General features: G+C 67.1%; 21 protein-coding genes. 6 read left to right on the top strand and 15 right to left on the bottom strand.

Annotated features, from left to right (window positions below):
- From ABWP84_RS13530 to ABWP84_RS13505, 6 genes are all read right to left on the bottom strand, one after another.
- The coding region (locus ABWP84_RS13530; protein WP_408904271.1) for a calcium-binding protein at positions 1-2,056 on the bottom strand (2,056 nt) is incomplete at its 3' end.
- A gap of 380 nt (positions 2,057-2,436) precedes the next feature.
- Entirely contained in the window at positions 2,437-4,398 is a 1,962-nt protein-coding gene (locus ABWP84_RS13525) for a PhoX family phosphatase (RefSeq protein WP_353212567.1), read from the bottom strand.
- Positions 4,399-4,813: 415 nt separating this feature from the next.
- Entirely contained in the window at positions 4,814-7,933 is a 3,120-nt protein-coding gene (locus ABWP84_RS13520) for an error-prone DNA polymerase (protein ID WP_353212566.1), read from the bottom strand.
- On the bottom strand, positions 7,930-8,148 hold the full coding sequence (locus tag ABWP84_RS13515) for a hypothetical protein (RefSeq protein ID WP_353212565.1): 219 nt from the start codon (positions 8,146-8,148) through the stop codon (positions 7,930-7,932). The genes ABWP84_RS13520 and ABWP84_RS13515 overlap by 4 nt, the downstream gene beginning before the upstream one ends.
- On the bottom strand, positions 8,149-9,642 hold the full coding sequence (locus tag ABWP84_RS13510; RefSeq protein ID WP_353212564.1) for a DNA polymerase Y family protein: 1,494 nt from the start codon (positions 9,640-9,642) through the stop codon (positions 8,149-8,151).
- Positions 9,587-10,447 carry a damage-inducible protein gene (locus tag ABWP84_RS13505; RefSeq protein ID WP_353212563.1) on the bottom strand — a complete coding sequence of 287 codons (861 nt, stop codon included), beginning with the start codon at positions 10,445-10,447 and terminating at the stop codon, positions 9,587-9,589. Before ABWP84_RS13505 ends, ABWP84_RS13510 begins: the two co-directional genes overlap by 56 nt.
- A gap of 82 nt (positions 10,448-10,529) precedes the next feature.
- On the opposite strand from ABWP84_RS13505, the gene ABWP84_RS13500 reads away from it, so the two are divergent.
- Positions 10,530-11,324 carry a hypothetical protein gene (locus tag ABWP84_RS13500; RefSeq protein WP_353212562.1) on the top strand — a complete coding sequence of 265 codons (795 nt, stop codon included), beginning with the start codon at positions 10,530-10,532 and terminating at the stop codon, positions 11,322-11,324.
- Positions 11,325-11,423: 99 nt separating this feature from the next.
- Here ABWP84_RS13500 and ABWP84_RS13495 read toward each other — a convergent pair whose 3' ends face one another.
- From ABWP84_RS13495 to ABWP84_RS13470, 6 genes are all read right to left on the bottom strand, one after another.
- Positions 11,424-12,941, bottom strand: a complete 1,518-nt coding sequence (locus tag ABWP84_RS13495; protein WP_353212561.1) for a tripartite tricarboxylate transporter permease — start codon at positions 12,939-12,941, stop codon at positions 11,424-11,426.
- Positions 12,942-13,433 carry a tripartite tricarboxylate transporter TctB family protein gene (locus tag ABWP84_RS13490; RefSeq protein ID WP_353212568.1) on the bottom strand — a complete coding sequence of 164 codons (492 nt, stop codon included), beginning with the start codon at positions 13,431-13,433 and terminating at the stop codon, positions 12,942-12,944.
- A 2-nt stretch (positions 13,434-13,435) separates the two neighbouring features.
- On the bottom strand, positions 13,436-14,446 hold the full coding sequence (locus tag ABWP84_RS13485) for a tripartite tricarboxylate transporter substrate-binding protein (protein ID WP_353212560.1): 1,011 nt from the start codon (positions 14,444-14,446) through the stop codon (positions 13,436-13,438).
- A gap of 92 nt (positions 14,447-14,538) precedes the next feature.
- The gene (locus ABWP84_RS13480; protein ID WP_353212559.1) at positions 14,539-15,348 is read right to left on the bottom strand and encodes a GNAT family N-acetyltransferase; all 810 of its coding nucleotides are present in this window, start codon (positions 15,346-15,348) and stop codon (positions 14,539-14,541) included.
- Entirely contained in the window at positions 15,339-15,578 is a 240-nt protein-coding gene (locus ABWP84_RS13475) for a hypothetical protein (protein ID WP_353212558.1), read from the bottom strand. The genes ABWP84_RS13480 and ABWP84_RS13475 overlap by 10 nt, the downstream gene beginning before the upstream one ends.
- Positions 15,579-15,768: 190 nt before the next feature.
- On the bottom strand, positions 15,769-17,160 hold the full coding sequence (locus ABWP84_RS13470; RefSeq protein WP_353212557.1) for an aspartate aminotransferase family protein: 1,392 nt from the start codon (positions 17,158-17,160) through the stop codon (positions 15,769-15,771).
- Between the two features lie 111 nt (positions 17,161-17,271).
- Here ABWP84_RS13470 and ABWP84_RS13465 point away from each other — a divergent pair, with 111 nt between their 5' ends.
- From ABWP84_RS13465 to ABWP84_RS13445, 5 genes are all read left to right on the top strand, one after another.
- Positions 17,272-18,624: an alkaline phosphatase PhoX gene (locus ABWP84_RS13465; protein WP_353212556.1), complete on the top strand. Its 1,353-nt coding sequence runs from the start codon at positions 17,272-17,274 to the stop codon at positions 18,622-18,624.
- A 111-nt stretch (positions 18,625-18,735) separates the two neighbouring features.
- The gene (locus tag ABWP84_RS13460) at positions 18,736-19,704 is read left to right on the top strand and encodes a tripartite tricarboxylate transporter substrate binding protein (RefSeq protein WP_353212555.1); all 969 of its coding nucleotides are present in this window, start codon (positions 18,736-18,738) and stop codon (positions 19,702-19,704) included.
- Between the two features lie 26 nt (positions 19,705-19,730).
- Positions 19,731-20,141, top strand: a complete 411-nt coding sequence (locus ABWP84_RS13455) for a carboxymuconolactone decarboxylase family protein (RefSeq protein ID WP_353212554.1) — start codon at positions 19,731-19,733, stop codon at positions 20,139-20,141.
- A 95-nt stretch (positions 20,142-20,236) separates the two neighbouring features.
- Complete coding sequence (locus ABWP84_RS13450; protein WP_353212553.1) at positions 20,237-21,010, top strand: SDR family oxidoreductase; 774 nt, start codon at positions 20,237-20,239, stop codon at positions 21,008-21,010.
- A 28-nt stretch (positions 21,011-21,038) separates the two neighbouring features.
- Positions 21,039-22,634, top strand: a complete 1,596-nt coding sequence (locus ABWP84_RS13445) for an ABC transporter substrate-binding protein (RefSeq protein ID WP_353212552.1) — start codon at positions 21,039-21,041, stop codon at positions 22,632-22,634.
- 37 nt (positions 22,635-22,671) lie between these two features.
- Here ABWP84_RS13445 and purQ read toward each other — a convergent pair whose 3' ends face one another.
- From purQ to ABWP84_RS13430, 3 genes are all read right to left on the bottom strand, one after another.
- Positions 22,672-23,346: a phosphoribosylformylglycinamidine synthase subunit PurQ gene (purQ, locus tag ABWP84_RS13440; RefSeq protein ID WP_353212551.1), complete on the bottom strand. Its 675-nt coding sequence runs from the start codon at positions 23,344-23,346 to the stop codon at positions 22,672-22,674.
- A gap of 14 nt (positions 23,347-23,360) precedes the next feature.
- A complete protein-coding gene (locus ABWP84_RS13435) occupies positions 23,361-23,528 on the bottom strand; it encodes a hypothetical protein (RefSeq protein WP_353212550.1) in 168 nt (55 codons plus the stop codon).
- A 25-nt stretch (positions 23,529-23,553) separates the two neighbouring features.
- The coding region (locus tag ABWP84_RS13430; protein WP_353212549.1) for a hypothetical protein at positions 23,554-23,740 on the bottom strand (187 nt) is incomplete at its 5' end.

Raw genomic sequence — 23,740 nt, 5'->3', positions numbered from 1 at the left:
CACTCGCCACCCAGTTGAACTTGCTCACATTCGGCTTGTAGCCCCAGATGGTCAGGGTTTCGCCGGCCGAGAAATCGGTGATGGCGGACCAGGTGTTGCTGGTGGCGGCAGCGCGGCCATCGACGAAGAACTTATCGGTGCCAGCGCCGCCGGTGATGAAGTTGGAGCCCAGCCCGCCATCGATCACATCATTGCCGCCAGCGCCATTGATGCCATCGTTACTGGCGCCAGCATTGACGAAATCGGCCTTTTCAGTGCCGAGCACGGTATCGGCGAAGGCGCCACCGAGGAACTGGTTCACGAGGCCCGAGACCGGACCGGTATAGGCATCGGCCACGGCGTAGAGGTTCTTGCCAGCGATATTGGCGTAGATCAGGCCATTATCGCTTGCGCTGCCTTGCAGGGATGTGACGCTCACCGCCGCTGCAGTGCCGAACTTAACCTGTTCGACATTGGTCAACTGATCCATGCCGTCGGCGCCCTTGATCAACATCACGCCGTCACGGAAGCCCATGCGATAGGCGGATTGGGCGCCGGAGAAGTTCGCCGTATCGGTGCCCGCGCCGCCATCGATCGTATCATTGCCGCCGCCGCCGGTGATGCTGTCATTATTCGCCAGGGCGTTGATGGTTTCGCCGACGAAGGTGCCGGAGATGGTATCAGCGGCGGCGCCGCCATTGAGCAGGGTGCTGATGGTCATCAGTTGCAGCTGGCCATCTTCGACCACTTCGGTCGAATTCGCACCGGGGAAGGTGTAATGCGCCTGCGAGGCGACGAGGTAGGCCTTGGTGGTGGCGCTGCCGAACATGTCGGTCACGTCGATCACGCCCGATGTCTCATCATCGATGGTGAAGGGCGCGGTGGCGGAGATGCCGGTATCGCCGAAGCGGGCGCTGTCGTGCCGGGCGATCTCGGTCAGAACGTCGGTGGAGGGGTCGTAATGCCAGATTTTCGCCGCGGCGGCGAAGTTGCCCGGGTCCTCTTGCAGGATCAGCGTGCCATCGGGCGAGACGGTGAGGTTGTCGAACATCACCTGGCCTTCGGTGCCATCCAGCAGTGCCTTGTAGGTGCCGCCCTTGCTGGGGTCGGTGGCGTCGACGAAGTCGAGCGCCCAGAGCCGCGAGGGTGTGGTGGTGGAGGCGGTGGTGGCGAAGTAGAAGCGGTTGGGGTTGATGGTGTCCCAGGCGCCATCTTCCGGGCGGAGCCATTCGGTGACGCCGGCGGTGCCGCTTTCGGTCTGCAGCTCGGCGCCGGTGCGGTTGGTGGCGTTCTGCAGCGAGGCGAGGGTGAAGCTGCCGCTGAGTGGCGTGCCGCTGGCGGCCTCGGTGCGGAAATCGGCCTTGACGCCGTAGAGGCTGCCATTGGTCAGGCCGGCCTTGTCGAGGGTAGAGCCGGTGGACTGCTTGGTACCGACATACATGTAAACTTGGCCGGGGGTCGTGTCATCGGTCGACATGACCACCGTCTTAGCGCCGGTATAGGGGTTGGCCATCACGTTTTCGAAGGCGAGATTGCCCAGCCGGGGCAGCTCATACATGCTGCCGGCATCGCTGCCGGTGATGATGACGGCCATGGGCCGACCCTCGGCGCCGCTCTCCTCGCCGGTGAGGAAGAGGCGGGACTGGGTGCCCAGGCCGGTGGCGGCGTCATAGAAGGCGGAGACGGGGGCGAGATCGGCCGAGCAGAAGCGCGACATCGCGACGGTCGAGAGGTCGTAGGTCTGGGTCGTGCTGTTCCAGAGATATTCCTTGCTAACGGCGTCCGAGCCCGAGACGACGCCCAGCGTTGCCTTGTCGACGATCAACTGGGAGACGTAGGCGCCCTTGGCGCCATGGTCGCGCACGACGCCGAGGGTTTCCCTCATCTCATGGGCAATCAGGACTGTGACGGTGCCATTGCCATTGTCGAAGGCGCCCATGCCGTCCATGACGCCGCCCAGGAGCCAAGCGGAGCCATCCGCCTTGGTGCCGGCGGTGTCGCCAGCCGAGAGGATGGCGCGGAACTGGACGTTGGATTGGCTGGCGGTGAGATAGGGGGTTTTGGTGGCGTAGTACAAAATTGCTCTCCTCGATAACCGGTTGCGAAGCTATCGGTCGAGCCGTCCAAAGGGCTGCGGTGGCGCCGCGCCTTATCGCCGTGGATACAGTTCGATTTCAAAGCTTCGATCGGCGAACTTTTGACGCAATGAGGCGGTGGGTCTCTGTTAAAGCGGCGTCAGTTTGAGGAAATATTAATGACGGTTCAGCTATCTATAAGGTAAGATTTTTTCCCTACGGAGAGGAATGGAGCAAATTAATCAGTTTACTAATTTATTTTTATTTGATTTTATTGTTGATTTGCTGCCTTGAGTGTTGTCCAGCCTCAGCCAAAGAAGATGTGGCTGGGGCAATGCAGGGCGGCCTGGATTGGCCGCCCGAAGCTTTGTGTGCCCGACTTTTAGCCGATCACCCCGCCATCCTTCTTCACGATGGCGATCACCGTGGGCCGGGGCGGCATGGCGGGGTCAAAATCCGGCCAGCGGGTGGAGGGGTTGTTGAAACTGCTGCCGCTATCCTCGCCGGGGTGCTGAATGGCCAGAAACAGCGTCTTGTTGTCGGGGGTGAAGGTGGGGCCGCAGACTTCGGCGCCGCTTGGTGCCTGGTAGAAGAGTTTTGTCAGCGCCCGGCCGCCGCCCATGGTATCGGCGGCATAGAGCCCATCGGCCACGCCGGCGGCACTGGGTGCGCCGTCGGTTGCGATCCAGATGCGGCCCTTGCTGTCGAAGGCGCAATTATCGGGGCAGGAGAGCCAGCCCTGGTCCGAGGTGGCGCGGTGATAGCGTGCGCCCACATCCTGGCCTGGTTTGCCGGCGAGGAGGAAAATCTCCCAGCGCGCCTCCAGCCCCGCATGGTCCACGGCAGCGGTGCCAGCGCCGGGGGGGATGATTTCCAGCACATGGCCATGGGCGTTGCGCGGGCGTGGATTGGCGGCATTGGCGGTGGTGCGGCTGGCATTATTGGTGAGCATGACATAGACGCGGCCCGTGGCGGGGTTGGTCTCCACATCCTCTGGCCGGTCCATCGGCGTGGCGCCCAGCAGGTCCGCCGCGCGGCGGGTTTCTATCAGAACATCGCCTTGGTTGTGGAAGTTGTTGGCGGAGGTGAGCGGGCCTTCGCCATGGGTGAGGGGCAGCCAGCGCAGCGTGCCATCATCCTCGAATTTGGCGACGTAGAGCGTGCCCTCATCGAGCAGGTCGCGATTGGCGCTCAGATCATTGGGGTTCCAGGGCCGGGCGGTGACGAATTTATAGACGTAATCATTGCGCTCATCATCGCCCATATAGATCACCACGCGGCCATCGGGTGCCACGGCATGGGTGCAGCCCTCATGCTTGAAGCGGCCAAGGGCGGTGCGCTTGATGGGGGTGGAGTTGGGGTCGAAAGGGTCGATCTCGACGATCCAGCCGAAGCGGTTGGGCTCATTGGGCTCACGGTCGAGCGAGAAGCGCGGCACATGTGCGGCCCAATTATAGACCGGCTGGCGGGGGATGCCGTAGCGCCGATAGGCTGCTGCCTGCTCGCCGGTGGCGGCGGCTTCGCCGGAGAAATAGGCGTTGAAATTCTCCTCGGTGGTCAGCACCGTGCCCCAGGGGGTATTACCGCCGGCGCATTGGTTCAGCATGCCCAGCACCCTTGTGCCGGTCGGATCATTATTGGTGCGCATGCGCGGATGGCCGGCGGCGGGGCCGGAGAGGCGCATGGGTGTCTCAGCAGTGATGCGGCGGTTGAGCGTGCCGCCGGGCAGGCTTTGCCACCGGCCATTCACCCGGCGGATTTCGACCAGGCTGCCGCCATGGGCCATCATCTCCACCGCCGCTTGTTCGGCCGTGGTCTGGCGATTGGAGACCGGCCTGCCATCGGTGCTGGGGAAGATGAGGCGGGTTGAGGTGTATTCATGGTTGACCCAGAGCAGGCCGTGATCCGAGCCATTGCTGCCGCGGGGCAGGGGGATGAAATCCAAGAAATCATTGTTGTAGCCGAATTGCAGGGCCTGGGCCTGGGCGGTCTGGCGCATCGGGTCGAAGGCGGGGGCCTGGGGCAGCACCGGGTCGCCCCAGCGGATGACGTGCTGAATCTCATAGCCCTCGGCCACCGCATCGGTTTGCGCCATCTGGTGGTGCAATTCGGGGAAGGTGAGGGTGCTGGGGCCGCCGGTCATCGGGATTTGGGCGGTTCGCAGCTGTGATTGGGCGATTTGCGCCGTGGCATCCTCGATCAGTTGATCGGCCAGGGCGGCGGCGGCCCCGGCCCCGGCCAGGCCGCGCAGCGCCGCGCGGCGTGACAGGCGGGCGGCCACAACCTCGGCGATTCCAGCGCGGGGGCTGGGGTTGCTGCCGATGTCTTCGATCTCGTCGCTCATGCTATTGTCCTGTTTTGGTACAATATTTATAAAATATGATTGGGCATAATGTAGTGAAGCTTAGGTGACGCTTGCATCGGGGCGCTGCAGCCCGTTCTGGAGCGGCATGGCTATGGAGGCTGCAACAGCATTGGCCCTTGCCGGTTTGGAGGTTGCTTTTAGCAGGCTGCTGAAAAGCGAATAGCGAGGGACTGCAAGATCGAGGGGCAAAGCCCTTTCGCGCTCTTTTCTTCCGCCATCAGAGCTTTTCAACAGCCGGTGAGAGTATGATGCATTGAAGCGGCATCACCGAAAACGCTGAGCCACGCTAGCATTTTCAAGCCTTGTGGCTTCGCAAGGCGACTCAGAAAATGCGGTAAAACAAAGGCTAGAGCCGTTTCACCGTCTTCGCTCTCGGTGAAATGGCTCTAAACATCTAGCGGAAATCGCGCGTGGGCACGCGAATGCTGCCACGCGCGCCGCCGCCACGCGCCTCGTCGCCACGGGTCAGTGGCAGGGGGAAATTCTCGCCGCGTATGCCCACAGTATCGAGCAGCGGCGTGAGGTCGGAGAGTTCCTCGGCGATGAGGTGGAGCGTGCCGCCCTCATGTTGCACCTGGCCGCGCACCGCCATCATCCGGGCCGAGAGGATGAGGCGGCGCTGCTGCTCGAACAATGCTGGCCAGACGATGATATTGGCGACCCCGGTTTCATCCTCGAGCGTGATGAACATCACGCCCTTGGCGCTGCCCGGCTTTTGCCGCACCAGCACAAGCCCGCCGATGGTGGCGCGGCGGCCATTGCGCTGCCGGGCGAGGCCCTCATTGGCCAGCATGCCGCGTGCCGCCATTTCGCCGCGCAGAAAGGCCACGGGGTGGCGGCGCAGCGAGAGGCCGGTGCTGCGGTAATCCTGCACCACCTGCCCGCCCTCGGCCATGGCGGGCAGTGCGACCGGGGCATCGGTGATGGGTTCGGCGAAGAGCGGCAGCGGCGCGTCCTCGAGTGCGCGGATGGCCCACAGCGCATCACGCCGGTTGAGGCCGAGGCCGAGAAAACCATCCGCCTCGGCCAGCCGCACCAGGGCGGCGGCGGGAATGGCCGCCCGGCGATGCAGATCGGCCGGTGAGGCGTAAGGCCGGCCACGCTCTGCCACCAGGCGCTGGGCGTGGTTGAAATCCAGCCCGCGGGCCATGCGCAGGCCGAGGCGAATGGCCGCCCCCTCCAGCGTGCAATCCCATTGGCTGTGATTGATGCAGACCGGGCGCACCTCAACGCCATGCTCTTTCGCATCCCGCACCAGCTGCGCCGGGGCATAGAAACCCATGGGCTGGCTGTTCAGCAGGGCGGTGCAGAACACCGCCGGGTGGTGGCATTTCAGCCAAGCACTGGCATAGGCGATGAGCGCGAAGCTGGCGGCGTGGCTTTCGGGAAAGCCATAGGAGCCAAAGCCCTCGATCTGGCTGAAGGTGCGGGCGGCGAATTCCGCCTCATAGCCATGGGCCACCATGCCAGCGATCAGCTTGTCGCGGAAATGGGTGACGCCGCCGGTCATTTTGAAGGTGGCCATGGCGCGGCGGAGCTGGTCAGCCTCGCCGGCGGAAAATCCGGCGCAGACGATGGCGACCTGCATGGCCTGCTCCTGGAACAGCGGCACGCCCAGCGTCTTGCCCAGCACGCGGCGGAGCGCTTCGGTGGGGAAGGTGACCGGCTCGCGGCCCTCCCGCCGGCGCAGATAGGGGTGCACCATATCGCCCTGGATTGGCCCGGGGCGAACAATGGCCACCTGAATGACCAGATCATAAAAGGTGCGGGGCTGCATGCGCGGCAGCATGGACATCTGCGCCCGGCTTTCGATCTGGAAGGTGCCCACCGTGTCGGCCCGGGCGATCATGCGGTAGGTTTGGGCATCCTCGGGCGGGATGGAGGCCATGTCGATGCGCAGGCCATGATATTGTTCCAGCAGGGAAAAACAGCGGCGCAGGCAGCCCAGCATGCCCAGGCCCAGCACATCCACCTTCATCATCTTCAGGCTATCGGCGTCATCCTTGTCCCATTCGATCACCTGGCGCTCGGCCATGGCGGCGGGGGCGATGGGGACGAGGTCATCGAGCCTGTCGCGCGTCAGCACGAAGCCGCCGGGATGGGTGCCGAGTTGGCGGGGGAAGCCGATGAGCTGGCGGGCGAGATCGAGCGTCAGCCGCAGCCGCCGATCCTCCATATTGAGGTTGAGTGCGGCGGCGTGCTCCTCCTCCACCCCCTCATCGCTCCAGGCCCAGACCTGGGCGGCCAGGGCGGCCGTCACATCCTCGGGCAGGCCCATGGCCTTGCCCACATCGCGCACCGCGCCGCGGGCGCGAAAGCGCATCACCGTGCAGCACAGCGCCGCACGCTCGCGCCCGTAATGCTCATAGATCCATTGGATCACCTCTTCGCGCCGCTCATGCTCGAAATCGACATCGATATCGGGGGGCTCGCGCCGTTCGGCGGAGACGAAGCGCTCGAAGAGCAGGCCCGAGCGTGTGGGGTCGATGCTGGTGATGCCCAGCACGTAGCACACCGCTGAATTGGCCGCCGAACCGCGGCCCTGGCAGAGAATCCCCTGGCCGCGGGCATAGCGGACGATGGTGTTCACGGTGAGGAAATATGGCGCGTAATCCAGTTGTGCGATGAGGCGGAGTTCGTGGTGGAGCTGTGCGCGCGTGGGCTCATCGAGGCCTTGTGGGTAGCGCGCGGCCGCACCCGCCCAGGTCAGGCGCTCCAGCGTGGCCTGGGCGGTTTCGCCGGGGTGTTCGGCCTCATCGGGGTATTGGTATTGCAATTGGCCGAGGTCGAATTGGCAGCGCGAGACGATCTCCAGGCTGCGGGCCACCGCCTCGGGGTGGCGGGCGAAGAGGCGGGCGGTTTCGCTGGGCGGCAGCAGATGGCGGCCGGCATGGCGTTCCAGCCGCGCGCCGGCGGTATCGATGCTGCAGCCCTGCCGGATGCAGGTGACGATATCCTGCAAAATCCGCCGCCCGGCGACATGGTAGAGCACATTGCCGGTGGCGACGGTGGCCACGCGCGCGGCCTGGGCGGCATCTGCCAGCCGGGCGAGGCGCAGCGCATCGCCGGGGCGGTGGTGCAGGGTGAGGGCGAGATGGGCGCGGTCACCAAAGGTTTCGCGCAGGCGTGGCAGGTTGAGCTTCTCGCCCGGCAATTGGATGGCGATGAGGCCGCGGGCATCGATATCCTGCCAGGCGAGCGAAAACCCTCGATGGCCGCCGCGGGCGCGGCCGAGCGTGAGCAGCCGGCACAGCCGCGACCAGGCCGGCCTATCCTGCGGGTAGAGCAGCAGCGGTGGTGCATCCGTCAGGTCAACATGGCAGCCGGCCACCAGCCGCACCCCGCTCGCGCGCGCGGCTTCCCAGGCGCGGACCATGCCGGCGAGGGAATTGCGGTCCACCACGCCCAGGGCCGGAATGGCCAATTCCGCCGCGCGGGCAAAAAACTCGGCCGGGTGGCTGGCGCCGCGCAGGAAGGAGTAATTGGTGGTGACCTGAAGTTCGGCATAGCTCACCGCGGGATATGCTCCGTGGTGCTGGGGGCGGCGAGGTCGGGGCGCTTCATCAGCACGAAGCCACTGGCGCGCAGATGGCGCACCAGCCGCTCGGCGGTGACGCGGGCCATGGCGGTATCGGCGTCATGCACCCGCCGGCGGCCCTCATAGCGCAGACCATGCGCCAGGGTGGCGGCGATTTCCTCCTCGGAGGCGGGGCGAAGCGTGTCGGTCATTCAGAAGAGCCCATGCAGAAACCAGCGCAGATCGCCCGTCGCCGCATCCTGGCCATCGCCGCGGCGGAACAGCCAGTAGCGGCGGCCGGCCTCATCCTCGACCTGCCAGTAATCGCGCAGCGCCGTGGTTTCGGCCTCATGGCGCCACCACTCGCCTCTGATGCGCTCGGGGCCATCGGCGCGGCGGATGCGGCGGCGCTGGCGCTGCCAGGTGAAGGCGGCGGGCGGGCCATCGGGCAGCGCGGCGATGGCCTCGATGGGGAAGGGGGGGGTGAAGACGCGCACCGGGCGCGGCCAATCCAGCGGCCAGGTGGAGGGTGGTGCGGTGAGGGGTGGCACGCGGCGGGCCGAACGCTCGGGCACATCCGAAGGGGTGGGCGCCATGCGAAACACCCGCCCCTCGCCCAGCCGGTTGCTCAGCCGGTCCACCAGGGCGGCGATATCGCCGTGCGGTGCCCCGGCAAAACCCGCGCTAGATTGTTGTGACCGCAAGGGTTCGGCCAGGGGTACGACCAGGCGCATCGCCTCGATGCCGAAGCCCGGCGCCACGGTGTCGAGTTTTTCGCACAGCATGCGGGCGAGGTGCAGCGGCGCGCGGGAGGGTTTTGCGGTGCCCACCCGCAGCGATTGCACGCTGCCATCGACGCGTTCGAAATGCATATCGAGGATGCGCGCGCCGCGGTCGATGCGGGCGAGTTCGTCGCAAAGCTCTGCCACCAGGCGCTGGATGGCGATGGCGAGCGCCTCGGCGGTCAGCAGGGGTTCGAGGAAACTGGTGCGCTGGCGCAGCACCGCCTCGGGCAGCCAGGGGGTGATGGGCTCGCCCTGCAAGGCGGCGTCCAGCGCCCGATGCGGGGCGGTGCCGAAGCGGCGGGTGAGGGATGCGCGGGGCATCTCGGCCAATTGGCCGATGCGCTCCAGCCCTAGCAGGGCCAAGCCTTGCACCATGTCTGGCGGGAGGCGGAGGGCGGCCAGGGGCAATGCCGCCAGGGCCGCGGCCTCCTCGCCCGCGGGGACAATGCTGGGGTTCTGGCCAAAGCGGGCCAGGGCCCAGGCCGCGCCCGGGGTGCCGGCCAGCGCGGCGCGGGCGGCGTAACCGGCCGTCTGCAATTCGCCCAGCAGATCGGCCAGCAGCGCGGCCTCGCCGCCGCGCAGATGGGCGCAGCCGGTGACATCGAGCAGCAGGCCGGCCTCGGCGGGCGCGGCCAGCAGGGGGGTGTAGCGCAGGCACCAGGCGCCGAGCGCCTCCAGCGCCGCCTGGTCTGCCAGGGGGGCTGCCTCATGCACGGCGAGGCCAGGCAGCCGGGCCTCGGCCTCGGCCAGGGGCATGCCGGGGCTGATGCCCAGCGCCTGGGCCGCCGCATTGGCGGCGGCCACCACCTGACGCCGGCCATTATGCGCGCGGGTGACCAAGGGGCCTTCGGTGAGGCCTTGCGGATCAGGCGCGGCGGCGGATTTTGTTGCGGCCAGCGGCCGGTATGAGCGCGGGTGCATATTCCGGCTCGGGTTCGTATTCGTATTCAAGCTCGGCCACTGTTGTGGCAGAGGGGGCGGCGCCAGCCGATCGGTCGATAATGTCGGCAACCACACCGAGATGACCCGTCGCATCGCAAGCCTCCACATCCCATTCACCGGGTTCGGCGCCTCGGGCGCGCATCAATTCCAGCCGCCATCGCGCCCGGGCCAGGCCGGGCACGCGGCGCAAGGGGGGGGCGCTGGGCAGTGCCGCCACCCGCCAGCGTGTATGGGCCGAGCAGGGCTCCTCCAGCGCCGGGTCATCCGGCCGCCGACTGCGGCGCAGGAGGAAGGCCAGCCCCCCGCCGCGCTCGGCCGCCAGGCTCAGCCGGCGGGAGGCGCTGAGCGAAAGCCGGCCCGTCACCTCGCCCACCACACCAGCCAAGGCTGGCTCGCGCAGGCCCTCCTCCATCACCTGCAGCACCGCCTCCACCCGCCCGGCTTCGGCATAGAGCAGCCGGTCCGGCGGCAGGCCGGCCATGGCGAGGCCGGGGGCGAAGAGGTCACACCGCTCCATCGCCCATAGGATGGGCCCGCCGAGGCGCGCCATGCAGCCGGCGATGAACAGCGCCGCCGCGGTGCCATGCTCGACCTCGGGGCCGCGCCCCGCTGCCTCATGCAGCGCGCCGCGTGCCAGCCCGCCCTGCGGCAGGGCGGCATCCAGAGCGGGATGGCCGAAAGGGTGCGGGCCGTGCGCGGGGGCAAGACCGCCCCGTTCCAGGGCGGCGATTTTGGCGCGAAGGGCTGCCACCGGGTCTGCAAGGCGGGGGGAGGGCTGCGGCATGAATGAGAACATAAAGCGAACAATTGCCCTTGGGAAGGGCCAACCGCTATTCTGCTGCCAGATAGAGTCATCGGAGGCAGGGATGCCGATACAGCCCATCATCATCGATAGCGTGACCCGCTTTGGGCCCGAGGCGCGCGGCGCCGTGGTGGCTGGAGGCTCGCATGCCGGGCGCTATGCCGCCACCCTTTGCGCGCGGGCCGGCGTGGCCGCGGTGCTGCTCAATGATGCCGGCTTTGGGCTGGACCAGGCGGGGATTGCCGGGCTGGCATTGTTGCAGTCACTGGGCATGCCGGCCGCTGCCGTCTCGCATCGCAGCGCGCGCATCGGCCATGGCGGCGATACCGCGACATGCGGGGTGATCTCCAGCCTCAACGATGCCGCCCGGGGCTGTGGTCTCAGCGAGGGGATGAGCGGGGCGGAGGCGCTGGCCCGGCTCTCGGTGGGGCTGCCGCCTTGCCCCGCGCCGCCGCCGGCCAGCGAAAGCCGCCACAACCTGCCCGGCTGCATCGCCATCGACAGCGCCTCGCTGCTCACGGCCGAGGATATTGGCGCCATTGCGCTGATCGGCAGCCATGGCGGGCTGCTGGGCGGGCGGGCGGAGACGGCGGCAAAATTCCCGGTCTTCGCCGCGCTTTACAATGACGCCGATGGCGGGCTGGACGGCGCGGGCCATACCCGTCTGCCGGCGCTCGAAGCCCGGGGCATCGCTGCTGGCACCGTCTCGGCCTGGACCGCGCATATTGGCGATGGGATGTCCTGCTGGCAGGGCGGTGTGGTCTCGGCGCTGAACCCCACGGCCAGGCGCCTGGGTGCGCGGCTGGGTGATAGCGCGCAGGGTTTTGTGGCGGTGATGCGCCAGGCGCGCGGCGCTTAGAGCATTTTCAAGCCTTGCGGCTTCGCAAGGCGACTCGGAAAATGCGGAAAAACAAAAAGCTAGGGCCGTCTTACCGTCTTCGCTTTCGGTGAAACGGCTCTAAGCCGCGCGTCTGCGGAAGATGCCCAAGACGGCGCGGCGGATGGCGATATTTGCCGCCGGGATGCTCATCACCAGGGTGAAGATGACGATCACCGCCAGCACCGCCGAGATCGGCCGGGTGAAGAAGGGGGTGAGATCGCCATCGGAGATCACCAGGCCGCGCCGCAGGGATTTGTCCATCAGGTCACCCAGCACCAGCCCCAGCACGAAGGGGGCCGGGTGGTAGCCATAGCGGCGCAGGAAGAAGACGGCCACGCCCACGCCCAGCATGGTCCATACGTCAAACAGACGTTGCGCGATGGAGAAGCTGCCCACGACGCAGAGCACGAAGATGATGGGCATGATGATGCTGCGCGGCACCGTCAGAATCTTCAGCAGCGGCCGCACCAGGAACAGCCCGAAGAACAGAATGCCCAAGGTCGCATAGACATTCATCGCCACCACGTCATAGACGAAGCTTGGGTTCTCGATCATCAGCATCGGCCCGGGCTTCACGCCATGGATCATCATCGCCGCCAGCAGCACCGCAGCCGGCGCGCTGCCGGGGATGGCCAGGGCCAGGGCGGGGATGATGCCGCCGGGGATGGAGGCATTGTCGCCGGTCTCAGCCGCGATCAGGCCTTCCACGCTGCCATGGCCGAATTCCTCGGGGTGTTTGCTGGCGCGTTTGGCCGCAGCATAGCTGGACCAGGCGGCCATATCCTCACCCACACCGGGCAGGATGCCGATATAGACGCCGATCACGCCCGAGCGCAGCACGGTCTTCCAGTATTTCAGCACGTCGGAGATGCGCGGCAGAATGCTGTCCACCGCGTAGACCCGGGCCTGCTTGAAGCGCTCGCCCATCACCGTCAGCACCTCGGCGCAGCCAAAGGCGCCGACCAGGGTGGGGATGAGCGAGAGGCCACCGGCCAGATTCGGGTCGCCATAGGCGAAGCGTTCATGGGCGTGGATGCCATCCTGGCCGATCAGCGCCACGAAGAGGCCCAAAATGCCCATGATCCAGCCCTTGAGCGGGTCTGAGCCGGTGATGGAGCCGGACATCATCACGCCGAACAGGGCCAGCCAGAAGAATTCATAGGATTGGAAGGTGAGCGCCACCTCGCCCAAAGCCGGCGTCAGGATGGCCAGGCAGACAATGCCGAAGAGCGAACCCGCCACCGAGCCGGTGGTGGCAATGCCCATGGCACGCCCGGCCTCGCCCCTTTTGGCCAATTGGTAGCCATCGAGGCAGGCGGCGGCATTGGCCGCGGTGCCGGGAATATTGAGCAGAATGGCGCTGCGGCTGCCGCCATAGATGGTGCCGACATAGGCGCAGATCAGGATGAGGATGGCATCGCCCGCCGGCAGGCGGATGGTCAGCGTGGTCAGCAGCGAGATGGCCAGCGTGGCGGAGAGGCCGGGCATGCAGCCGATGAGAATGCCCAGCAGCGTGGCGCCGAAGGTATAAACCAGCGCGCGCGGCTCGGCGAAGGTCAGCATCGACTGCCCCAGCAGGGCGAGACCTTCAAACATTCAAGGCAACCTCACCAGGAAGATTTCCTGGAAAATAAGCGTGATGGCGGCAGCGCCGATGGCCCCGACCAGGGCGGCGCGGATGATGCCATAGCGCAGCGTGCCGGCGGCCTTATGGTCGGGGTATTCAAACAGGATGATGGCCAGGAAGAGGAAGAGCCCCGCCCCCAGCCAGAAGGGCGGGCCATGCCCCAGCGCACCCACGCCAAAGCCCACACAGAGCAGGAAGGCCAGCGCCACCCGCCAGGGCTCGGCCACGTCGCCATCATTGCCTTCCAGCGCCACGCCCTCGGCCATGGGTGCGCGGCGGAAGAACAGCACCACGCCGAAAATGCCCAGGATCAGCCCCAGCAGCCCGGGCACCAGGCCTGGGATGGTATAGGGGTTGATGCCCTGTTCCTCGAGCCTGGGCATGCGCCAGGATTCGAAGGCGATGGCCAAGCCCAGGGCCAGCCAGAACAGGCCAAAGGGCCTGTCATGGGTGCCGCGCACGCTCAAAGCCGCTGAATGCCCACCGTATCGGGCGAAACCCGCGCGGTGCCGGCATCATGGTAGAGCCAGGCGGTTTGCCGCACCATGATCCAGGCGCGGTCGAAGGCTTCCTGGCTATGGATGGGGGAGAGCACGGCGGCGCGGGCATCGGCGTATTCGCGCAGCCGCGCGCTGCTGGCCATTTTCTGCTGCCAGACCATGGTGGCGGTCTGGGTCACCACCTCGGGCACATCCTTGGGGAACCAAAGGCCGAAATAATTCAGCGGTGCGGGGATATTGGGCAGCCATTGGCGAATGGAGGGAATGGTGCCGAAGCCTTGCAGCGTCACCGGCTGTTCGCTCTGCACCGCGAGGGGGATGAGGCGGCGGCCGCGGATCATTTCGGCCATCTCGACCAGCAATTGCGCCACCACCGGCACCTCGCCGGCCACGGCGGCCAGCACGGCGGGGTTGCCGCCATCATAGGTGGCGTGGCGGTAATTGACCCCAGGGGCTGCGGCCTTCACCGCTTCCATGATGTTGCGCCCGGCGGAGGATTGCCCGGCCGTGCCCACCGCCACGTCGCGCCGGGTCTGCAAGGCGTTCAGGAGTTGGCCGAAATCGGCGAAGCCGGCGCGCGGATTGGCCGAGATGGTGTTCACATTGGCCACGGTGAAGAAGAGGTTCCAATCCGACAATTGGGTGTCGAGCAGGCCGAGCACCTTGTAGCAGCCCACATCGACCGCCGCGCCGGCGGCCCAGGTGTAGCCATCGCGCGCGGCCTGCAGCACGTTGCGGGTGCCGATGGAGCCTGAGGCGCCGGGCTGGTTCACCACCACGAAGCGCTGGCCCAGCGCATCCTCCAATTCGGCGGCGGCAATGCGGGCCATCTGGTCGGTCGAGCCACCGGCGGCCCAGGGCACGACGAGCGTGACCGGGCGTTCAGGGCGCCACGGAAATGCCTGGGCGCGGGCGTGCATGGCGGGCAATGCGAGGGCGGTGCCGAGGATCGCGCGGCGGTTGAGTTCACGCATGTTTGTTGTCCTTCCCTGGATGGGTGCCAGCCTGGGGCGGGGCCGCGCCCGGCGTCAAGAGAAGCGAACCGTTTGGTTACCTAAAATTGCCTTCAGCCAAATTCCGGCCCCAGCACGGCCACGCATGCCGGGCCTATCGGCGGCAAGGGCTCACCCAGCACCATGCGGGTGAAGGGGCGCATGGGGGCGGCGAGTTCGGCCTCCAGCCAGGGCAGGAAGGCCTGGCCGTCGCGCAGATCGGCGATGCCGCCATCGGGCAGGGCGGCGGCCAGGAGCGCCTGGGCGTGCGGCGCTGTCTGTGCCCAGAGCGGGCCGGCCTGGCGCCAGCGCGTGCCATCGCGCCCCAGCACGGCGGCGACGATGCGCCCGCCTGCCTCGATCACCCAGCCGGGGTTGCGGGTGAGCATGCGGCGCAGCAGCCAGGCGCGATCAGTGCCGAAATGCTGCGCATCGAGCGCCAGCACGGCGGGGATATCGGTCTCGGTCATCGGGCGTGGGCCGGGGAGGCGGGGCAAGGGCGGGATATGCCAGCGGGAAAAACCCCAGGCATCGGTGAAACCCATGCGGCGATAGACCTCGCGGCCATCGGGCGTGGCGTCGAGGGCGATGGAGGTGGCGCCGGCCGCGTGCAGGCTCGCCACCGCCCATTCCATGCCGGCACGGGCCAGGCCCTGCCGGCGCAGGTCAGGGCGCACCAGCACCATGCCGATCCAGGCGATGGCAGGGCCGTAACGCAGCGTGGCCACGGTGGCGGCGAGTTCGGGCTGGCCGTCATCGCAGGCCATCACCGCGCCGTGTTCGGTAAAGACCTGCCAATCGGCCAGGGTCTGATTCCAGCCGATCAGGCTGGAGAGCGCTTTCGCCCGCGGCAGGGCCGAGGGCGAAAGCGGTGCTAGTCGCATTCGCAGCCCGGTGCGGGTGCGATGCTGGCGCGCACCACGTGATGATCCACCCATTCCGCCACCAGCCGCCGCGCCTCGGAGAGCGAGGCCTCGGGATGATGCACCCGATAGAGTGTGGTGCAGGCCTGGAAGGCGGCGAAATCCTCGGCTCCCGTGTCGCGCAGCTCACGATAGGCGGTCACCACCGCGCGTTCGCAGCGGCGGGCGATATGGCTGTGGTCGCGACCCATGGGCGGCCTCCCGGTTGACATGCGAGTGATTTGCGAATCACTCGCAACAATTTCAACGATAGCCAGAATTCAATGGCCGTTCAAGTGTTAGAGCCTGTTTCCTTCGCCAAGGCGCACTGCACAGGCTCTAAGCTATTGTTTGTCGATCATCTTGATCCGTTCAAACGATGCCGTTTGCGCGGATGATGCTCTACACGATGGCAAAGCCTTCCCGGCGCAGTTCCACCGCCAGGGTATCGAGGGCGCGGGTGACGCCGGTGAAGACCTCGGCCAGTTCATCGGCCGAGATCACCAGTGGCGGCGAGAAGGCGATGCCATCGCCAGGCAGCACGCGCATGATCAGGCCTTGGGCCTCGCAGAGCTTCTGGGCGCGCACGGCGATCTTCTTCGAGGCATCGAAGTTGCGCTTTGTGGCCTTGTCCTCCACCAGCTCCAAGGCGCCGATCATGCCCACGCCGCGCGCCTCACCCACCAGCGGGTGGTCGGCCAGGGCCTGAATGCCGGCCTGCAGCACCGGTCCGGTCCGCTTCACCATGCCGACCAGATCCATCTCGTCATAGATCTTGAGCGTCTCAACCGCGACGGCGGCGGCGACGGGATGGCCCGAATAGGTGAAGCCATGGCCCCAGGTGCCCAGGCTCGAGGAGCCATCGGCCAGGCCCTGGAAGACGCGGTCATTCACCATCACCGCCGAGATCGGCAAATAGGAGGAGGAGAGCGCCTTGGCGCAGACCAGGATGTCCGGCTGCATGCCAAAGGTTTCGCTGCCCCAGTAATTGCCGGTGCGGCCAAAGCCGCAGATCACCTCGTCGGCGACCAGCAGCACGTCGTATTTCTTGAGAACGGCCTGGATTTTTTCCCAGTAACCGGCGGGGGGGACGATCACGCCGCCGGCACCCATCACCGGCTCGGCAAACATCGCCGCCACCGTGTCGGGGCCTTCGCGCAGGATCATCTCCTCCAGCTCTGCGGCCATGCGGGTGGAGAAATCCTGCTCGGATTCGCCCTCGCGGCCCTCATGGTAGAAATGCGGGTTGGAGGTGTGCAGCACGCCCGCGATCGGCAGGTCGAACAGCTTGTGATTATAGGGTAGGCCGGTGAGCGAGGCGGCGGCCACTGTCACGCCGTGATAGCCCTTGATGCGGGCGATGAGCTTCTTCTTCTGCGGCCGGCCGATGGCGTTGTTGAAGTACCAGATCATCTTCATCGCGCTGTCATTGGCTTCCGAGCCGCTATTGGCGAAGAAGACCTTGGACATCGGCACCGGCGCGCGCTCGATCAGCATCTCGGAGAGATCGATCACCGGCTCATGCGATTTGGAGGTGAAGGCGTGGTAGAAGGGCAGTCTGCGCATTTGCGCGGCCGCGGCCTCGACCAGGCGCTCATTGGAGAAGCCGAGTGCGGCGCACCACAGCCCGGCCACGGTATCGATATAGGAGCGGCCCTGGTCATCCCAGACCCGCACACCCTCACCGCGGGTGATCACCATCGGGCCATTGGCCTGATGCGCGCGGGCATCGGTATAGGGATGCAGCACGTTGGCGACGTCGCGCACGGCGTTGCTGTTGCGGGGAGGGGTCATGCTCTGGGCTCCGATGAAACTTCTGCGATGGAGCCTAGGCCGATAATATGGCCGCGTTGAGTCCCAATCTCCGGCATTGCCCGCCCCGTCGTGATCAAGGATAGAACAACCATGCATCGCCGCGCCCTGCTGCTCAGCAGCCCAGCCCTCGCCCTCCCTTTCCGCCCCTCCCAGGCGCTCAGCCCGCAGCAGGGTGCCGCGCTGGTGCCAGGCTGGCGGATGGATACCCTCATCCGCTGGGGCGATAGCGTGCTGCCCGATGCACCCCCCTGGGCGCCGGCTTTTCCGGAGGCCGAGGCGGCGGGCAGCCAATTCGGCTGGGATGGCCGGCTTGTGGCGGCCATCGCCTCGCCACGCGCCACGGATGGGCTGCCGCGCATGGTGCTGGCCATCACCCATCCGCAGCTTGACCCTGCCATGGCCTTTCCCGATGGGCGGGACCGCCCGGAGGTGGCGGCGATGATGCAGGGGGCGAGTATCATCAATCTGGAGCAGCGCGGCCAATGGGTGGTCTCGGCCGGGGGGTTCCAGGCCAGGCGGCTGACCGGGGCCACGCTGTGCCGGGCCAAGGGGCCGGGGGCGGAGCGGCTGGGGGGGGCGGTGCAGGGCGTCTTTGGCCTCAGCGGTGGTTGCGCCGCACCTGGCGGAAGGTTGCTGATGATCGAGGGTGAGGCTTCGGATTGGGCACCGCGCCTGCCTGGGCGGGTGGGTGCCGGCCATGGCTGGGTGGTTGAATGCAGCGCGGCCGAGCCGGGGGCGATTCCAGCCAAGCGCACCGCGCTGGGCAGCGGTGCCTGGGATGGCGCTTCCACCGAATTGCCCGATGGCCGGATCGTGGTGTTTTTGGCGCATTCGCGCGGGCTGGCGCGCTTCATCAGTGCCGGGCCGGGCAGTGACCCTGATGCGCTGGACCAGGGCAGCCTGGCCGCGGCACGGATAGGGCCCTCCGGCCTGGCCTGGGAGCCGATGGCCGAGAATGCCTGGATGGACATGGCCGCCGCGCTGGTCTCCGCCCGCGCCACGCCCATGCCGGCGGGGGCTGCGCTGCATTATGGCGCATCGGGCCTCATTCTGACCTCAGCGGGCGAGGGCAGCCAGGTGCTGCGGCCGCAGGGTGATGCGGCGGCGGCGCGCTATGGCATCGCAACTCTGGCCCGTGCACGGGAGCCCAGAGGTCAGGTCGCGGCATTGGACGGGCCACGCCGGACCTGGCTGGGCACCGAGGCGGTGGAAGGCGATGCCGGCATGGTGCTGGGCGATGGGCAGATGGTGCTTGCCGCGCCGCGCGGCGCCTCGATTGGCGGGCTGCTGCCGGCGGTGGATGGCTCGGCGCTCTTCGCCATGCTGCGCCGGCCAGGGTCCGGGGCGGGGCGCAGCTACGCCCGCCCGGCCACGCGTTGGCCGGATTTCACCGCCGGCACGCCGCCGCGCAGCGCCTTGGTGGTGCTCAGCGGCGGGATGTGAGGGCGGGCGGCGGCGCCCCCGGAACGGCCCATGCCCCTATTGCGGAGTGACCCCTGGCCGGGCCTATGATCCCCCCAACGCCCCGCATGAGGGCGATGATGGAGGACACCCATGCCGCGCCGCCGCACCTTCTTTGCTGCTGCTTTGGCCTCACCGACCCTGGCCAGGCACGCCCTGGCGCAAGCCGCCTGGCCGGAGCGGCCGGTGCGTATCTTGGTGGGGTTTCCGCCGGGTGGGCCCACGGATTATGTCGCCCGGCTGGTCGCGCCCATGCTCGCCACCGCCTGGGGCCAGCAGGTGATCATCGAGAATCGCGGCGGGGCCAATGGCACGCTGGCGACCGATGCGGTGGCGAAATCCGCCCCTGATGGCCACACGTTGCTGTTCAGCGGCAATAACATCGTGATGAACACCGGCCTCTACAGGCTGCCGTATGACATGGTGCGCGATTTCGCCCCGGTGGGGATGATCGCCTTCTCGCCCAATGTGCTCTGGACCGGGCCGAACCAGCCGATCCGCACGCTGGATGATTTGCTGGCCGCGGCGCGCGCCCGGCCGGGTGAATTGGCCTATGCCTCCACCGGCAATGGCGGCAATGGCCATTTCGGCGGTGAGACCTTGAAGCAGGCGCTGGGCATCGACATCACCCATATCCCCTATCGCGGCACCGCACCGGCGCTGACCGATGTGCTGGCCGGGCGGGTGGCGCTGTTCATGCAGACCATCGTGGGGGCGATTGGGCCGTATCAGAATGGTCAGTTGCGGCCATTGGTGGCCTTTGGCCGGCGGCGGGTGCGGGAGATCCCCGATGTGCCCACGCTCACGGAGCTGGGCCATGACGTGCCGGATTCGGGCACCTGGTATGGGCTGCTGGCCGCTGCTGGCACCCCCGCTCCGCTGGTCGCGCGCATGGCGGCGGATTTGGCGGCGGTGACGCGCGATAGAGAGTTTCAGGCCCGTCTGGCCACCCAGGCCACAGTGCCGGATTGGCTGGGGCCGGAGGATTTCGCCGCTCGCATCCGCGCCGAGGTGCCGGCCTGGGCGGCGGTCGCCCGCGCTGCCAATATGCGCGCCGAGTGAACAGCCAGACCAAGGGGAGAGACCACATGGCCAAGAGTGAGAACTGGGAAAAGGGCACCAAGGTGCGCCGCCAATTGCTGGGCGAGGGCGCCGTCCAGGCGATGTCGCAGGATGTCTATAACGACCCCATCATGGAGAAATTCGGCGATTACGCGCGTGAGGCGGTGTTCGGCATGCTCTGGACCCGGCCGGGGCTGGATATGAAGACCCGCGCGCTGATCTGCATCGTCTCCGACACCGCCATTCATGCCTGGCCGGAACTGGCCGTGCATATGCGTATGGCGCGGCGCATGGGTTGGAGCGAGGATGAGTTGATCGAGGCGCTGATGCACATGAATGGCTATGTTGGCCTGCCCACGGTGCGCGAGGCGATGATCGTGGCGCGTGACCTCTTCGCCAAGATGCGGGCCGAGCCCGATGGCGGCCTGGGCGAGTAGAGCGGAGCAGTTTTACCCGTTCAGACGATGTCGTTTGAGCGGGTGATGCGCTCGGTGCGCTTGTGCCCGAGGCGCGCCCGGGCCTAGCCTTCCCGATGATGGAAGAGATTGGCATGCCAAGAGCCGCGCTGCGCTTTGCTGGCCGCAATGGTCTTGTTACCGGCGCTGGCTCAGGGCTGGGGCGGGAGGTGGCGCGGGGCCTGGCGGCGGAAGGTGCCCGGCTTGTGCTGTTCGACCGGGACCCGGCGGGGCTGGAGGAGACGGCCGCCGCCTGCCCGGGCAGCGTGATGATGGTGGGCGATGTGGCGCGCGGGGCGGATATGGCGCGCGCCGCCGCGATGCTCTCGCCCATCACCCTGCTGGTCACCGCTGCCGGCATTATCGGCCCCACCACCCCTCTGCCCGAGGTGGAGGAGGAGGCATGGGACCGGCTTTTCGCCATCAATGTGAAGGGCACATGGCTGGCGCTGAAGCATGTAGTGCCGCTGATGGAGGAGGCGGGTGGTGGCGCCATTGTCACCTTCGCCTCGGGGGCGGGGCTGGTGGGCAACCCGGTCTTCCCCGCCTATGCCGCCAGCAAGGGCGCGGTGGTGCTGATGACGCGCAGCCTGGTCACCGGCCACACCGCCCAAGGCATTCGGGCCAATACCGTCTGCCCTGGTCCGATTGAGACGCCGATGCTGCGGCAGAGCTTTGCCGCCGCCGGCAACCGCGCTGTCGAGCGCGAGGAATATACCCGCGCGCGCAACCCCATGGGCCGTTTCGGCACCCCGGCCGAGGTGGCCGCGGCGGTGCTGTTTCTGCTCAGCGACGAGGCCTCCTACATCAATGGCGTGGCGCTGCCCGTCGATGGCGGCCGGCTTGCCTGATCTTTCACCGACGACAAGGAGGTTCTTCATGCTCACCCGCCGCCACGGCCTGGCCGCCACAGCCGGCCTCATCGCCGCCCCCACCATCGCACTGCCGCAATCGCGCGAGCGGGCTTTCCGCTTCGTCGTCAATGTCGGGCTGCAGAATCTGGACCCGATCTCCAGCCCCTCCTTCGTGACCCGCAATTTTGCCTATCTTGTCTATGACACGCTGGTCTCAATGGACATGCAGGGCCGCTTCAAGCCGCAGATGCTGCAGGGCTGGGAGGTGAGCGCGGATAAGCTGACCTGGAATTTCCGGCTGCGCCCGGGCCTCGCCTTCCATGATGGTGCGGCGGTGACGGCCGAGGATGTCGTGGCCTCGCTCAAGCGCTGGGGCAATCGCGATTCGATCGGCCGGCGGCTGATGGCGGCGACGGCGGAATTGGTGGCGACGGGGGGCGATGCGTTTACCCTGCGCCTTGCCCGGCCCTATGGCGGTGTGATCGAGGCCTTCGGCAAGCCCTCGGTGCATGTGCCCTTCATCATGCCCGCGCGCATTGCCAATGCCACGCCGCCCACCCAGCAGGTGCGCGAGATCATCGGCTCGGGCCCCTTCGTCTTCCTGCGCGATGAATGGGTGCCGGGCGAGCGCGCCTTCTTCCGCCGCAATGAGCGCTATGTCGCCCGCGATGAGGCGGCGGATGGTCTGGCGGGCGGCAAGCTCGCCAAGGTCGAGCGGGTGGAAATGATCACCATGCCCGATATCTCGATGCGCGCGCTCTCGCTGCAGCAGAATGAGGTGGATTACCTGGAATATGCGCCGGTTGATAACTTGCCGCGGATGCGGACGAACCGGAATATCGTGATCTCCCAGGCTTCGGGCCAGGCGGAGATGATGTATGCGGTCAGCATCAACCACCACCAGGCGCCGTTCAACAATGTGCTGGTGCGCCGCGCCTTGCAGCAATGCCTGGACCGCGGCGAGATTCTGGCCGCGACCGGCTTTGCCGAGATCGGCCGGCCGGAATGCGCATCTATGCTGATGTGCGGCACAACGCTCAGCAGTACGCTCGGCAGCGAGGCCATCGCCACGCCCAGCCTGGAACGCGCCCGCGCCCTGCTGCGCGAGGCCGGCTACAACAATGAACGCGTTGTGCTGATGCACCCCACCGATTCGGCGCTGCTCAACCCCTTCGGCCTCGTGCTGATCGACCGGATGAAGCGGGCGGGCTTTAATGTGGATGTCCAGGCCTCGGATTGGTCGTCCATCGCCCAGCGCTGGGTGCAGCGCGCGCCGCTGGATCGTGGTGGCTGGAGCGTGCTGCCGGTGGTCTATACCGGCTTCGACATGGCGGACCCGCTGTCGAATATGGGCATTGGCTTCAACTGCACCGACAACCAGCCCTGGGGCTATTGCGAGGCCTCGATGACGCCGATCCTCGAACGCTTCGAGGCGGAGAGCGACCCGGAGCGCCGCCGGGCGCTGGCGGCCGAGTTGAACCGCGCGGCGGTGGCGCAGGCCACCTTCCCGATTGCCGGGCAGTTCCGCGCGCCGGCGGCCTGGCGGGCGGAGCTGCGCGGGGTGATCGATTTCGGCTTCCCGGTGATCTGGAATATCGAGCGCGGCGGTCGGGCGGGGTAGGGCTGATGGGCATGGGGGGCGGTTTGCCCCCCTATGCTCAGGCCGGTTGAAACGCCTCGGCCAGCCCGGCGAACATGGGCAGCCCATCCGTGCCGCCCACCAGCGGGTCCACGCAATTCTCCGGATGCGGCATTAGGCCCAGCACCCGCAGATTGGGCGAGAGCACGCCGGCGATGGCATTGACCGAGCCATTGAGGTTCTCGCCCACATAGCGCAGCGCGACCAGGCGCTCGCCCTCCAGCCGCGCCAGGGTCTCAGCGTCGCAAAAATAATTGCCATCGCCATGCGCCATGGTGGCGCGGAAGACCGCGCCGGGGGCGAAGCCGCGGGTGAAGACGGTGTCGGTGCGCTCCACGCTGAGCGAACAATCCTGCGCCAGGAAGCGCAATGCGGCATTTTTCAGCAGCGCACCGGGCAGCAGCCCGGCCTCGCACAGCATTTGAAAACCGTTGCAAACGCCCAGCACATGGCCGCCGCCGGCGGCGAATGCGCGGATGGCGGCCATGATGGGCGATTGCGCCGCCATCGCCCCGCAGCGCAGGTAATCGCCATAGGAAAACCCGCCGGGCAGCACCACAAGGTCCAGCCCCGTGGGCAGGGCGGTGTCGCGATGCCACAGCATGGCCGGGCGATGGCCGCAGACGCGCTCCAGCGCGATAGCCATGTCGCGCTCGCGATTCGTTCCGGGGAAGACCACCACCGCCGATTTCATGCCCAATCCTTCGCTTAAAATTCGATGCCCAGCCGCAGATGGGATACCCAGGACTCGCTCGCCCGGGTCCAGCCATGGCCCAAACCGACACTCACCTCAACCCGGCCAACCGGCATCGAGATGGTGAGGAAACTCTGATGTGCCGCGCGGGTGGGGGCATTGGGCTGCTCGATCCGGCCCATATCGGCGGAAGAAGAGCCGCCAGCCTCAGTCTGCCTCGCCCTGTGGCCTGCCCATGGCGCGGTTGGGTAGGAGGTGGCGGAACAGCGCTTGGCGCTCCCGCACTTGTTCGAGGCTGGGCTTTTCCGGCTCGGCGAATTCGTAGCGCGTGTCCATCAAGGCTGCGCCCATCACGGCCGATAGCAGCGCAATGGGGGCCACCAGCACGCAGGCC

It is taken from the genome of Rhodovarius sp. (genome assembly GCF_040399605.1).
GTDB lineage: Bacteria > Pseudomonadota > Alphaproteobacteria > Acetobacterales > Acetobacteraceae > Rhodovarius > Rhodovarius crocodyli_A.
This window is presented reverse-complemented; position numbering and strand designations above follow the sequence as displayed.

Coding starts and splice junctions, on each gene's coding strand:
- purQ (WP_353212551.1), bottom strand. CDS start 23,346: ATGAAATCGGCGGTGGTGGTCTTCCCCGGAACGAATCGCGAGCGCGAC.
- ABWP84_RS13470 (WP_353212557.1), bottom strand. CDS start 17,160: ATGACCCCTCCCCGCAACAGCAACGCCGTGCGCGACGTCGCCAACGTG.
- ABWP84_RS13505 (WP_353212563.1), bottom strand. CDS start 10,447: ATGCCGCAGCCCTCCCCCCGCCTTGCAGACCCGGTGGCAGCCCTTCGC.
- ABWP84_RS13480 (WP_353212559.1), bottom strand. CDS start 15,348: ATGCGACTAGCACCGCTTTCGCCCTCGGCCCTGCCGCGGGCGAAAGCG.
- ABWP84_RS13500 (WP_353212562.1), top strand. CDS start 10,530: ATGCCGATACAGCCCATCATCATCGATAGCGTGACCCGCTTTGGGCCC.
- ABWP84_RS13460 (WP_353212555.1), top strand. CDS start 18,736: ATGCCGCGCCGCCGCACCTTCTTTGCTGCTGCTTTGGCCTCACCGACC.
- ABWP84_RS13525 (WP_353212567.1), bottom strand. CDS start 4,398: ATGAGCGACGAGATCGAAGACATCGGCAGCAACCCCAGCCCCCGCGCT.
- ABWP84_RS13495 (WP_353212561.1), bottom strand. CDS start 12,941: ATGTTTGAAGGTCTCGCCCTGCTGGGGCAGTCGATGCTGACCTTCGCC.
- ABWP84_RS13485 (WP_353212560.1), bottom strand. CDS start 14,446: ATGCGTGAACTCAACCGCCGCGCGATCCTCGGCACCGCCCTCGCATTG.
- ABWP84_RS13435 (WP_353212550.1), bottom strand. CDS start 23,528: ATGGGCCGGATCGAGCAGCCCAATGCCCCCACCCGCGCGGCACATCAG.
- ABWP84_RS13455 (WP_353212554.1), top strand. CDS start 19,731: ATGGCCAAGAGTGAGAACTGGGAAAAGGGCACCAAGGTGCGCCGCCAA.
- ABWP84_RS13515 (WP_353212565.1), bottom strand. CDS start 8,148: ATGACCGACACGCTTCGCCCCGCCTCCGAGGAGGAAATCGCCGCCACC.
- ABWP84_RS13450 (WP_353212553.1), top strand. CDS start 20,237: ATGATGGAAGAGATTGGCATGCCAAGAGCCGCGCTGCGCTTTGCTGGC.
- ABWP84_RS13465 (WP_353212556.1), top strand. CDS start 17,272: ATGCATCGCCGCGCCCTGCTGCTCAGCAGCCCAGCCCTCGCCCTCCCT.
- ABWP84_RS13510 (WP_353212564.1), bottom strand. CDS start 9,642: ATGCACCCGCGCTCATACCGGCCGCTGGCCGCAACAAAATCCGCCGCC.
- ABWP84_RS13475 (WP_353212558.1), bottom strand. CDS start 15,578: ATGGGTCGCGACCACAGCCATATCGCCCGCCGCTGCGAACGCGCGGTG.
- ABWP84_RS13445 (WP_353212552.1), top strand. CDS start 21,039: ATGCTCACCCGCCGCCACGGCCTGGCCGCCACAGCCGGCCTCATCGCC.